The organism is Streptomyces sp. NPDC017202 (assembly GCF_044331705.1).
Taxonomy (GTDB): domain Bacteria; phylum Actinomycetota; class Actinomycetes; order Streptomycetales; family Streptomycetaceae; genus Streptomyces.
Window position 1 is genome coordinate 182766 of the sequence record NZ_JBIRNP010000004.1, and the last position, 12317, is coordinate 195082.

7 protein-coding genes are annotated in these 12317 nt (G+C 75.1%); all 7 read right to left on the reverse strand.

Annotated elements, in window-relative coordinates:
- Positions 1 to 335: 335 nt before the first annotated feature.
- Positions 336 to 1451, reverse strand: coding sequence for a class I SAM-dependent methyltransferase (locus ACH4N1_RS10905; RefSeq protein ID WP_398096223.1), 1116 nt, complete (start codon positions 1449 to 1451; stop codon positions 336 to 338).
- Between the two features lie 53 nt (positions 1452 to 1504).
- Positions 1505 to 2224 (reverse strand): 3-oxoacyl-ACP reductase FabG, encoded by a 720-nt coding sequence (gene fabG / locus ACH4N1_RS10910; RefSeq protein ID WP_398096672.1) that lies wholly within the window; start codon positions 2222 to 2224, stop codon positions 1505 to 1507.
- Between the two features lie 113 nt (positions 2225 to 2337).
- Entirely contained in the window at positions 2338 to 3456 is a 1119-nt protein-coding gene (locus ACH4N1_RS10915; protein WP_398096225.1) for a beta-ketoacyl synthase N-terminal-like domain-containing protein, read from the reverse strand.
- A gap of 2 nt (positions 3457 to 3458) precedes the next feature.
- On the reverse strand, positions 3459 to 4679 hold the full coding sequence (locus ACH4N1_RS10920) for a beta-ketoacyl-[acyl-carrier-protein] synthase family protein (RefSeq protein ID WP_398096226.1): 1221 nt from the start codon (positions 4677 to 4679) through the stop codon (positions 3459 to 3461).
- Positions 4676 to 4930: an acyl carrier protein gene (locus ACH4N1_RS10925; protein ID WP_398096228.1), complete on the reverse strand. Its 255-nt coding sequence runs from the start codon at positions 4928 to 4930 to the stop codon at positions 4676 to 4678. Before ACH4N1_RS10925 ends, ACH4N1_RS10920 begins: the two co-directional genes overlap by 4 nt.
- Positions 4931 to 4999: 69 nt before the next feature.
- Entirely contained in the window at positions 5000 to 5203 is a 204-nt protein-coding gene (locus ACH4N1_RS10930) for an MbtH family protein (RefSeq protein WP_366057269.1), read from the reverse strand.
- Positions 5204 to 5343: 140 nt separating this feature from the next.
- The gene (locus tag ACH4N1_RS10935) at positions 5344 to 12312 is read right to left on the reverse strand and encodes an amino acid adenylation domain-containing protein (protein ID WP_398096230.1); all 6969 of its coding nucleotides are present in this window, start codon (positions 12310 to 12312) and stop codon (positions 5344 to 5346) included.
- Between the last annotated feature and the right edge of the window lie 5 nt (positions 12313 to 12317).

A 12317-nucleotide genomic window follows, 5' to 3' on the forward strand; every position in this document is an offset into this window, starting at 1 on the left:
AGGGGGTGGAGCCGGTGGGAGGGGGAGGGGGAGGGGCCGGGACGCAGTCCCCGCGGGGGGTGCGAGGGACGCAGTCCCCGCGAGGGGTGCGAGGGACGCAGTCCCCGCGGGAGGGGTGCAGGGGACGCAGTCCCCCCGGGGTCCGGGGCGGAGCCCCGTGGCGGGGCGTCTCAGCCCACCGAGCCGGGCGGGCGGGTGGGCAAGGACCGGGGTCCGGGGCGGAGCCCCGTGGCGGGGCGTCTCAGCCCACCGAGTCGGGCGGGCGGGTGGGCAAGGACCGGGGTCCGGGGCGGAGCCCCGCGACGGTCACCCTCCCACCCCGCCCCCGGGGCGGGCTACCGCCCCGCCAGCAGCACCCTGTGCATCGGCGTGTCCAGCAGGGCGACCCGCCGCAGCCCGGCGTCCGCCAGCCACTGGTCGTAGTCGTGCACGGTGTACGCGTCCCCGCCCCCCGTGGCCAGCATCGACGCCGCGAACAGCCGGAAGAACCGGTTCTGGACGTTCGCCGAGCCGGCCTCCTCGTCGACGATGTGGTCGACGATCGCGATGACCCCGCCCTCGGTGAGCCCCTTGGCGGTCTTGAGCAGCAGCTCGTGGGCCGACTCCGGCGTCTGGAGGTGGAAGATGTTGACGAACAGGGCGAGGTCCGTGCCGTTGCCCCAGTCGTCGTTCCAGAAGTCCGCCGTCAGCGGCGAGAACCGCTCGCTGACGCCGAGCCGCGCCGCCTGCTCGGCGGCGATCGCGGTGATCCGCGGCGCGTCCAGTCCGCGCGCGGTCAGCTGCGGGAACGCCTGGAGCAGCAGGTGGCTGTAGATGCCGGTGCCGCAGCCGACGTCGAGGAGGACGGCCTCGGTGTCGTCCCCCCAGCCCCGCTCGCGCAGCGCGTCGGCGAGGACGGAGACGACGGGCGGGGCCCAGAAGTTGATGCCGCGGGCGAGGGAGGTGTAGTCCTCCTCGGATATCTGGTTGACCTGCTGCCCGCCGTGCTCGCCGCGCGCCCCGTTGCGGACGTTCTCGGCGAGGTTGCGCCATGCGTGCCAGGCGACGTTGCGGTCGTGGGTGATCTTCCCGGAGAGGCTGTAGAGCCCGTCGGGCGCGAACACGCCGTGCAGGGCGGCGGGCAGGGTGTAGACGGCCTGGCCGTCGCCGCCGCGCTCGCGCGCGACGATGTCGTAGGCGTGCAGCCCGTCCAGCAGGACGCGGGTGGCGCGCAGGTCGGTGCCGAGGGTCTCGGCGAGGCCGGCCGCGGTGGCGGGGCCGGCGGTGAGGGTGGCGAAGACGCCGAGGTCCTGGGCGGCCTCGATGACGCCGGGCGCCCACATGCCGATGAGGTGCTCGTAGACGCGGTGGGTGGCGCGGGCGCCGTCGTCGTCGGCGGTCAGCAGCCGGGTGTCGACGAGCGGGGTGTGGTTGGCGGTGGCCTTGGGCGTGAGGTCGACGGGCGCGGTCATGGCAGGTCTACTCCCGGTGCGGTGTGGTGGGGTGAGGTCGGTGGAGCGGCCGGTCACACGACGATCCCGCCGTCGATCCGGAGCACGGCGCCGGTGATGTACGAGGCCTTGTCGGAGGCGAGGAAGGCGATGGACTCGGCGACTTCCTCGGCGGTGCCGAAGCGGCCGAGCGGTACGGCGGCGAGGGTGCGGGCGCGCTGTTCCTCGGTGAAGGCCCCGGCGGTCATGTCGGTTTCGATCATGCCGGGGGCGACGGCGTTGACGCGGATGCCGAAGCGGGCGGCTTCCTTGGCGAGGGCGCAGGTCAGGCCGATGATTCCGGCCTTGGACGCCGAGTAGTTGCCCTGGCCGGGGTTGCCGGCGGCGGAGACGCTGGACAGGGTGATGATGACGCCGGACTTCCGCTTGACCATGGGGAAGAGGGCGGCCCGGCAGAGGTGGGCGGTGCCGTCGAGGTTGGTGTCGACGACGTCCTGCCAGTCCTGGTCGGACATCAGCAGCAGGGGGCGGTCGCGGGTGATGCCGGCGGAGGCGACGGCGACGGCGACGGGCCCGAGGTCGCTCTCGGTGCGGGCCACCCATTCCCGTACGGCCGGCGCGTCGACGACGTCGAGCCGCTGCGCGAGGTGGCGCACGCCCAGTTCGTCGAGTTCCTTGCGGAGGCTGCTCGCGGCCTCCTCGTCGGAGCGGTAGGCGAAGCTGATGTCGTACCCGTCCCGGGCGAGCCGCAGGGCGGTGGCCCGCCCGATGCCGCGGGACCCTCCGCTGATCAGGGCGGTCCCGACGGCGTTCCCGGCGCCACTCCCCGCGGCGGTCCCGGCAGCGCTGCGGGCGTCCGCCCCGGCGCGGCTCCCCCCACGGCTTCCCGTGGGGGCGTTGCGCGTGCTCACGACGCCTCCCCGAGGAGCCGTACCACCGCGCAGGCGACCGAGCCGTCGCGGTCGACGGAGGTGATCACGGCCGGTCTGCCGTGGGCCTCGGGCGTGCGGCGGGCGGTGGCGAGGAGCGCGGCGAACTGGAAGGCGGCGGAGGCGCCCGCGGTGTCGCCGATGCGGTCGTGGACGTCGACGCGGGTCGCGGCGTCGGCGCCGAACAGCCGCCGCAGCAGGGCGGTCTCGACGTGCCCGACCCGTCCGGTGAGTCCGCCGCCGACGGCCGCCCACACCTCGGACGGTTCGACGCCGGCGGCGGCGAGGGCGTCCCGGACGGACGCCTCGGCCGTGCTGGCGAGTTCGTCGTCGACGTCCACGCGGGCGTCCACGGCGAGGAGTTCGGCCAGCGCGGTACGGCCGGCCTGCATGCCGTTGCCGGGCTCGACCAGGAGGAGGGCGCAGCCCTCGCCGAGCGGGCCGGGCGTCTCGTCGGCGCCCCGGGTGTGGTGCTCGATCCAGGAGCGGGACGGCGAGTACTCCTCGACGGCGCCGACGAGGACCCGTTCGGCGCGGCCGGCCGCGAGGAGGCGGCGGGCGTAGCCGAGGGCGATGAGCCCGGTGGGGCGGCCGCCGGCGAGCGTGGTGTTGGGTCCCTTGAGGCCGAACCGGATGGCGCTGGCGGCGGCGGGGCAGTTCATCAGCACGTTCGGCATGAACTGGGCCGGCACGTCGTACGGCTTGTCCCCGGTGAAGGAGGCCATGGCGAAGTCGTGCTGGCTCTGCGCGCTGCCGAGGGTGGTGCCGAGGACGAGGGCGGTGCCGGTGCCGACCGGGACCGGCCGCTGTTCGCGGGAGGCCTCGTCGAGGAGTTCCCGTACGGCGGTGACGGCGAGGCCGGTGGCCCGGTCCATGGTGCGGGTGCCGGCCCGGCCGAGCACCTCGCGCACCTCGAACCCGGGGACCAGGCAGGCCTCCTGGGCGGCGTGTCCGGCGGGGACGGGCACGGCCCGGCTGCCGCCGGGGTCCTCCGTCATGATGCCCCGCGCGTAGTCGGCGCTCGCCACGCCGTAGGGCGAGACGGCCGACCAGGCGGTGATGTAGTGGCGGTCCGTGGGGACCGCGACGGTCGTCATGATCAGGTCTCCTCGTGTCTGCCGAGGACGACGGCGGCGTTGTTGCCGCCGAACGCCAGGCCGTTGTTGACGACGACCCTGAGGTCGGCGTCGACGGCGTGGTTGGGCACGCAGTCGACGGCGCACTCGGGGTCGGTGGAGCGGTGGTTGACGGTCGGCGGGATGAAGCCGTGGGTCAGCGCGAGCGCCGAGGCGGCGGCGCCGAGGGCGCTGGCGGCGCCCATGGAGTGGCCGAGCATCGACTTCAGGGCGACGGTGCGCGGCGGGCGGTCCCCGAACACCTGGCGGACGGCCCGGATCTCGGTGACGTCGTTGGTGGGGGTGCCGGTGCCGTGCGCCGAGACGAGGTCGACCTCCTCGGGTTTGACGCCCGCGTCGGCCAGCGCGAGCCGCATGACCTGGGCGACGCTGTCCATGTTGGGGGCGGTGGGGTGGTGGGCGTCGCAGTTGAGTCCGTAGCCGAGGAGTTCGGCGTAGACGCGAGCGCCGCGGGCGCGGGCGGAGTCGAGGCTCTCCAGGAGGAGGATGCCCGCGCCCTCGGCGGTGAGCAGTCCCTCCCGGTCGGCGTCGAAGGGCCGGCAGCGGTCGGAGGCGACCAGGCCGAGCCGGTGGAATCCGGCGAAGGTCCGCCGGGTGAGGGCGTCCGCGCCGCCGACGAGCGCCCACTCGGCCTCGCCGGAGCGCACCGCGTCGTACCCGTCGCCGACGGCGTAGTTGCCGGCGGCGCAGGCGGTGCCGAGCACGGAGGGCACCGCGCGGGGCAGCCGCAGTTCCTTGACGACGGCGAGGGCGAGCCGGTGGGCGGCGAGCCGGCCGACGCCGACCGGGTCGAGTCCGGCCGGGTCGGTGCCGTTGGCCTGGGCCTCGACGAGCCGGTCGAGGGCGTCGGCCTCGCCGTCGGTGGTGCCGACGGTGACCAGGCCCGGCCCGCCCCGCAGGTCCGCCGGGTCGAGCCCGGCGTCGCTCACCGCCATGCGGGCGGCGGCGACGGAGAACTGCGTGGCGCGGCCGAGCTGTTCGGCCGGCGTGTGGCGGACCCATGCGGACGGGGTGAAGCCGTGCACCTCGTGGGCGAGTTGCCGGCGGAACCCGGTGCTGTCGAAGCGGGTGATGGGGCCCGCCCCGCACCGGCCCTCGCGCAGGCCACGGGTGAACTCGGTGACGCCGTTGCCGATGCTGGACAGGACCCCGATCCCGGTCAGCACCACACGCCGGGCGGTCATCGCGCCGCGGCCCGGGACAGCACCTCGAGGACGGCCTCGAGGTTGACCATCTTCGGCAGTTCGTCCTGCTCGATCGTCACGCCGAAGGTCTTCTCCAGCGTGGACAGCAGCTCGATCGCGGCGAGGGAGTCGGCGCCGTAGTCGTCGACGAACAGGCCGGTGGAGGTCAGCTCCTCCTCCAGTTCGAGGGCGTCGGTGACGATCTCTCTCACCTGGGCCTCGACGGCCGCGTCGATGGTGATGGCACTCATGGTGTCGGTTCCTTTCCTGGGTGGTGAGGTGGTGCGTGGTGAGGGTCGGGCGGTGGTGTCGCGGTCAGGTCAGCTCGCCCGGGCGAGGCTCCTGGGCCGCAGGTCGGTCCAGTTCCGCTCGATGTGGTCGAGGGCCTCGGCCCGGCCGGCGTCGGAGAGGACGGCCTGCCAGCCGTCGGGTATCTGCGCGAACGCCGGCCACAGGCAGTGCTGGCCTTCCTCGTTGACCAGCACATGAAATGTCCCGGTCTCGTCGTCAAACGGATTTCCCATTACCGTGACGTGTCCCTTCTCTTTCCACGGACGCGGGCGCACTCATCCCGCGCGGGCGTTTTCATGGAATTGCTCGGAATTCCTCAGGGTTCCCTGAATCATCGGGCTTCCCCGGAATTCGCATCTGGATCGTTCGGATGTCATTCCATGAGGTCGGTCAGCACGCGGGCCACGGCCGCCGCGGGGGCGGCGTCCAGCATTCCGTCGTGGTCGGCGTCCACCTCGTGGCGGACGATCCGGCCGGCGGTGTGGGGGGCCCAGACGGACTCGCCGGTGGCGTGCGTGTCTCCTCGCGTCGCCGCGAAGAAGTGCAGGTCGCCCTGGTGGAGGCGGGGGCGGTGGCGGACGGCGAGTGCGTCGAGCGTCCGGATGACCCGCAGCAGGCGGGTGTACTGGTCGTCGGTCAGCTCCGCCAGCGCGTCGCCCGCGGCGCCGAGCCTGGCGCGCAGTTCACCGCTCAGCAGGGCGTCGTCGGGAACGTCGTCCGCCGGTGCCCCGGCCGTCCCCGCCGCTTCGGCCGCCCCTGCCGGGAAACCGTCGAGGTTCGCCAGCAGGGCGACCTTCTTCCCGGATTCCACGAGTTGGCAGGCCATTTCGTGGGCGACCAGTCCGCCGAACGACCAGCCAAGAATATGATACGGGCCGTCCGGCTGGATTTCCACCATTCTTTCGACGTATTGCGCGGCCATTTCCGTGACGGATTCCGGCTGCGGGGCGTCGTCCTGGATCCCGCCGGCCTGGAAGGCGTGCACGGGCGTGTCCGGGAGGTGCGCGGCCAGGGAGAGGAAGGGCCAGCCGAGCCCGACACCGCCGTGGACGCAGAACAGGGGCGGCCGGCTGCCGTGCGGGCGGATCGGCAGGACGGGCGCGAAGGCGGCGTCACCCCGGGTGTCCCGGCCGTCCTCCACCTCCACCTCCGCGTCGGCGACCGCGGCCAGCGCCGCCGCCGTCCGGTGCACGAAGACGTCCGCCGGCGTGATCCGGACTCCGGCCGCCTTCGCCCGGCCCACCAGCCGGATGGAGCGGATGGAGTCGCCGCCGAGGGCGAAGAAGTCGTCGTCGGCGCCCACCTGTGCGGCGCCGGTCCCGAGGGTCTCGGCGAACAGGCGGCACAGCAGCTCCTCCCGCGGGCCGGCCGGGGCGCGGCCGGCCGTCGGGACCGGTGCGGCGGGGGCGGGCAGCCGGGCGCGGTCCACCTTGCCGTTGGGGGTGAGCGGGAGTTCGTCCAGGACGACCAGGGCGGCCGGGACCATGTAGTCGGGCAGCCGGCGGGCCACGTGGGAGCGCAGGTCGGCCGGTCCGGTGCCGTCCGCCGTGACGACGTATCCGGTGAGCCGGTCCTCGCGCACCACCACCGCCGCCTGTGACACGTCGGGGTGGTCGATCAACGCGGCCTCGATCTCGCCGAGTTCGATGCGGAATCCGCGCACCTTGACCTGGTGGTCGACCCGGCCGAGGTAGTCGATCGTGCCGTCGGGCCGCTGCCGCACCAGGTCGCCGGTGCGGTACATGCGGGCGCCCGGCTCGGACGCGTACGGGTCGGCGACGAAGCGTTCGGCGGTGAGGCCGGGGCGGCCGTGGTAGCCGCGGGCCAGGCCGACGCCGCCGATGTACAGCTCGCCGGTGGCGCCGGTCGGCACGGGGTGCAGGTCGGGGCCGAGGACGTAGGTGCGGTTGCCGCCGAGGGGGCGGCCGATGGGCGGGGTCCCGGTGCCGTCGAGTGCGGTGGCGGTGGACCAGATGGTGGTCTCCGTCGGGCCGTACAGGTTGGTCAGCTTCCGGGTGGCGGCGGCCAGCCGGGTGGCGAGGTCCGGGCTGATCGCCTCGCCGCCGGTCAGGGCGTGCAGGCCCGCGAGGGCGTGCGGGTGTGCGGTGACCAGGGCGTGCCACAGGGTGGGCGTGGCCTGCATGACGGTGGCGCCGGAGCCGGTCACGAGGGCGGCGAGGGCGTCGGGGTCGCGGACGGTGTCGTGTCCGGCGAGCACCAGGCGGGCGCCGGAGACCAGCGGTCCGAACAGTTCCAGGTTGGCGATGTCGAAGCCGAAGGTGGTGACCGCGACGAACCGGTCCGCCTCCCCCAGTGCCAGGCGGGCGCGCAGGTCGGCGAGGAAGTTGGCGAACGCGGCGAAGGAGATCACCACGCCCTTGGGCCGGCCGGTGGAGCCGGAGGTGTAGATGGTGTAGGCGGCGTCGGCGGGCGCCGGACCGCCGGTGAACTCCGGTGCCTCGGGGACGGGTTCGTCCAGGAGCAGGCGCGGTACGGCGTCCAGGGCGGGCAGCCGGCCGGCCACGTCGCCGGTGGTGAGGGCGAGGACCGGTGCCGCGTCCTCGACGACGTACCCGATGCGGTCGGCGGGGTAGGCCGGGTCGATCGGCAGGTAGGCGGCGCCCGCCTTGTGCACGGCGAGGACGGCGACCACCAGGTCGGGCGAGCGGTGCAGGGCGACGGCGACCAGGCTGCCGGGTCCGGCGCCCCGGGCGCGCAGGGCGCGGGCCAGCCGCCCGGCCCGTTCGTCCAGCTCGCGGTAGGTCAGGGTGCCGTCCTCGAAGGCGAGGGCGGTGCGGTCGGGGTGGGCGGCGGCCCGCTGGGCGAACCAGTGGTGCGGCGGCCCGTCCCAGGGGTGGGCGGGGGCCCGGTTCCAGTCCTCCAGGAGGGTCTCGCGTTCGCCGGGCAGCAGGGCGGAGACCTTGCCGATGGGCTGGTCGGGGGCGTCGGTCAGGGCGTCGAGGAGGTGGGCGAAGCGGTCGGCGAGGCGCCGGGCGGTGTCCTCGGTGAACAGGTCGGCGCTGAACTCCAGCCGTCCGGCGAGCCCGGCGGGCGCGCCCGCGCTGTCCTGTTCCTCGGCCAGGTCGAAGGCGAGGTCGAAGCGGGCCCCGCCGGTGGCGGCCGCGCCGAACTCGACTTCCAGTCCGGGGAGTTCGAGGTCGGGCCGGGTGTTGTTGTGCAGGGCCAGCAGGGTCTGGAAGAGGGGGTGGCGGGCCAGGGAGCGGGTCGGGGCGAGGGCCTCGACGAGCTTCTCGAAGGGCACGTCCTGGTGGGCGTAGGCGGCCAGGTCGGCCGTGCGGACGCGGTCGACGAGGTCGGTGAAGGTGGGGTCGCCGGAGACGTCGGTGCGCAGCACGAGGGTGTTGACGAAGAAGCCGACCAGGTCGTCCAGTGCCTCGTCGGTGCGGCCGGCGACCGGGGTGCCCAGGGGCACGTCCGGGCCGGCGCCCAGCTTGGCGTAGAGGGCGGCGAGGGCGGCCTGGAGGACCATGAAGAGGCTGGCGCCCGAGCGCGCGGCGAGGGCGGCGGCCCGGCGGTGGGTCGCGGCGGGGACGGTGAAGCCGACGGTGGCGCCCCGGTAGGAGGCGACCGCGGGCCGGGGCCGGTCGGCGGGCAGCTGGAGTTCGTCCGGCAGTCCGTCCAGGGCCTTGCGCCAGTAGGCGAGTTGCTCGTGGGCGAGGCTGCCCGGGTCGTCGTCGGCGCCGAGCAGCTCGTGCTGCCACAGCGCGTAGTCCGGGTACTGCACGGGCAGCGGCGCGAACCGCGGTGCCGCGCCGCCCCGCCGGGCCCGGTAGGCGGTGCCGAGGTCGCGGGCGAGGACGGCGTTGGACCAGCCGTCGGCGGCGATGTGGTGGATGACGACGGTCAGCAGGTGCTCCTCGTCGCCGGTCGTCGACAGACCGGCGCGCAGCGGGAGTTCGCGGGCCAGGTCGAAGCCGCGGGCGACGAACTCCGGGAGGTCGTCGACGGCGGCCAGCGGCACGGAGGCCGTCTCCAGGACCTGCTGCCAGGGCTCCCCGTCGGCCTCCGGGAAGACGGTCCGCAGCGCCTCGTGCCGGGCGACGACGTCGTTCAGGGCCGCCTGGAGGACCTCACGGTCCAGCGGCCCGGTCAGCCGCAGCGTCCACGGCAGGTGGTAGGCGCCGGCCGTGCCCTCCAGCCGGTTGAGCACCCACATCCGCCGCTGGGCGTACGACAGCGGCGGCCGCGCGGGCCGTGCGGCGGGGGCCAGTGCCGGGCGGGCCGCGCCCGCCGTGCGCAGGAGGCCGGCGGCGAGGCGGGCCGGGGTGGGCTCCTCGAAGACCAGCGCCATCGGCAGTTCGGCGCCGAGCAGCGCGCGGACGCGGCTGATCAGGCGGGTCGCGAGCAGCGAGTGGCCGCCCAGGTCGAAGAAGTCGTCGTCGGCGCCGACCCGTTCGACGCCGAGGACGTCGGCGAAGGCCTGGCAGAGCGCCGCCTCCTGCGGGGTGCGTGGCTCGCGGGTGGCGGAGCCGGCGAGGTCCGGGGCGGGCAGGGCCTTGCGGTCCACCTTGCCGTTCGGGGTCAGCGGCAGCGCGGGCAGCACGACGAACGCGGACGGCACCATGTACTCGGGCAGCAGCGCGGCCAGTTCGCGCTTCACGCGCGCGGGGTCCGCGTCGCCGGCGAGGTGGGCGGCGAGGCGGGCGCCGCCGGTCTCGCCGAACACGGTGACCACGGCGTCCGCGACGCCGGGCAGGGTGCGCAGGACGGCCTCGATCTCGCCGGGTTCCACGCGGTGGCCGCGCACCTTGACCTGGTGGTCGCGCCGCTCCAGGAACTCCAGTCGCCCGTCCGCGCCGCGCACCACCCAGTCGCCGGTGCGGTACATGCGGGCGCCGGGCGTCCCCGCGAACGGGTCGGCCACGAACACGGCGCCGGTGCGCCCGGCGTCGTCCAGGTAGCCGCGCCCGACCCCGCGCCCGCCGACGTACAGCTCTCCCGGCACCCCCGCGGGCACCGGACGCAGCGCGTCGTCGAGGACGTACAGTCCGGTCTCGCGCACGGCCCGTCCGATGGGCGCCCGTACGTCGCCGAGGCCGGTGGTGTCGGTGATGAGGGCGTGGGTGACGTCGTCGGAGCACTCGGTGGGCCCGTAGGCGTTGACCAGGGGGACGGCGGGGTGGCGGGCGAGCCAGCGGCGGCACAGGTCGGCGGGCAGCGCCTCGCCGGTGACGACGAGCTGCCGCAGCGCGGCCAGGGCCGGCGGGCGGGCGCCCGCGTCCCAGGCGTCGAGCGCGGCCCGCAGCAGCGAGGGCACGACCTCCAGGACGGTGACCGCCTCGGCGTCCGCGAGCGCGAACAGGGCCTGCGGGTCGGCGGCCGTGGACCGTGCCACGACCCGCAGCCGGCCCCCGGCGACCAGGGCGGCCAGCATCTGCCACACGGAGATGTCGAAGGTCACCGGCGCGTTGTGCACGAGCACGGTGTCCTCGTCGAGGCCGAGGTCCGCCACCTTGGCCAGCAGGTGGTTGACCATGCCGTCGCGGTGCACCATGGCGCCCTTGGGCCGTCCGGTGGAGCCGGAGGTGAAGATGACGTAGGCCAGGTCGAGGGGGCCGCCGGGGGCCTTCGGGAGCGGGGCGGTCGGCAGGCCGGCGACGCGGGTGACGGGCAGGTCCGTCCCGGCGGCGGCCAGCACCTCGCGGGCCGCCCCCTCGTGCTCCTCGTCGATCAGCAGGTGCCGTACGCCCGCGTCCCGGACCAGGGCGGCGCTGCGGGCCGTCGGGGCGTGCACGTCGAGGGGGACCCAGGCGGCGCCCGCGGCGAGGGTGCCGAGGACGGCGGCGACGAAGTCGCGGCCGGGGCCGGCGAGGACGCCGACCAGGGAGCCGGGGCCGATGCCGGCGCCGCCGAGGTGGGCGGCGATGCCGCCGGCCCGTCCGGCCAGGGCGCCGTAGGTGAGGCTGCCGTGGTCGTCGGCGACGGCCTCGGCGTCGGGCCGGGCGGCGCTCAGTTCGCGCACCCGGGCCACGACGTCCGTGAACGCGTCCCGGCCGGACGGCACGGGCAGGTCCAGCACGTCCTCGCCCGGCAGCAGCGTGCCGATCCGGCCGGACGGCGTCCCCGGTTCGGCGACCGCGGTCCGCAGCACCCGCTCCAGCCGGGCCGCGACGTCGGCGGCGTCGGCGGGGGCGTACCTGCCGGGGTCGTAGGACACCGTCAGCCGCAGCCGTTCGCCGGGGACCGCCATGAGGCTCAGCGGGTAGTGCGTGGCGTCCTTGGCCTCCAGGCCGGTCACGGCGAGGCCGGGGACCGGGTCGCGCAGGGCGTCCGGGTCCAGCGGGTAGTTCTCGAAGACCAGCACGGTGTCGTACAGCTCGCCCAGGCCCACCGCGCGCTGGATGCGGGCGGCGCCGAGGTGCTGGTGGGGCAGGAGCGCGGCCTGCCGCTCCTGGAGCCGGCCGAGGATCTCCGGGAAGGTCGCGTACGGGTCCAGCGTCACCCGCACCGGGACGGTGTTGATGAACAGGCCGACCATCGACTCGATGCCGGGCAGCTCCGGCGGGCGGCCGGAGACCGTGGAGCCGAAGACGATGTCGGAGCGGCCGGTGAGGGTGCCCAGGACCGCAGCCCAGGCGCCCTGCACAACGGTGTTGAGGGTGAGCCCGCGCTCCTTGGCCCAGGCGGTCAGCTCGGCGGTGAAGCCGGCCGGGAGGGCCAGGACGTGGTGGTCGGGCAGCCGGGAGCCGGCCGTGCCGCCGGGGGCGACGAGGGTGGCGTCGGTGAGCCCGTCCAGCGCCTCCCGCCAGGCCGTCTCGGCGCCGGTGGCGTCCTGCCGGGCGAGGTGGGCGAGGTAGGTCTTGTACGGGGTGACGGGCGGCAGCGGGGCCGACGGGTCGCCGTACAGGGTGAACAGTTCGCCGATGATGACCGGCATCGACCAGCCGTCGAAGAGGATCTGGTGGGCGGTCAGCACGAAGCGGTACGTCGTGTCGCCGGTGCGGATCAGGCGGAACCGCAGCAGCGGCGGGCGGGCCATGTCGAAGGGCCGCAGGCGGTCCTCCTCGGTCAGTCGCCCGATCTCGTCCGCGTCGGTGACGTGGTCCTCCTGCCAGGGCAGGGCGGCGGTGCGCGGGACGAGCTGGACGGGGTCGCCGTTGTCGCGGTAGCGGAACCCGGCCCTCAGGTGCGGGTGGCGGTCGAGGAACCGCTCGGCGGCGGCCCTCAGGCGGGCCCCGTCCAGCGGCCCGGACAGGTCCAGGACCAGCTGCACGGTGTAGACGTCCAGCTCCCGCCGCCCGGAGACCGCGTGGAAGAGCAGGCCCTCCTGGAGCGGGGTGAGCGGCAGGACGTCGCTCAGATTGGATCGTCCTCGTGTCACAGACC

What these genes read in the sequence shown, in the direction of transcription:
- ACH4N1_RS10905 (WP_398096223.1), bottom strand. Translation starts at nt 1,451, where the DNA reads ATGACCGCGCCCGTCGACCTCACGCCCAAGGCCACCGCCAACCACACC.
- ACH4N1_RS10915 (WP_398096225.1), bottom strand. Translation starts at nt 3,456, where the DNA reads ATGACGACCGTCGCGGTCCCCACGGACCGCCACTACATCACCGCCTGG.
- ACH4N1_RS10930 (WP_366057269.1), bottom strand. Translation starts at nt 5,203, where the DNA reads ATGGGAAATCCGTTTGACGACGAGACCGGGACATTTCATGTGCTGGTC.
- ACH4N1_RS10925 (WP_398096228.1), bottom strand. Translation starts at nt 4,930, where the DNA reads ATGAGTGCCATCACCATCGACGCGGCCGTCGAGGCCCAGGTGAGAGAG.
- ACH4N1_RS10920 (WP_398096226.1), bottom strand. Translation starts at nt 4,679, where the DNA reads ATGACCGCCCGGCGTGTGGTGCTGACCGGGATCGGGGTCCTGTCCAGC.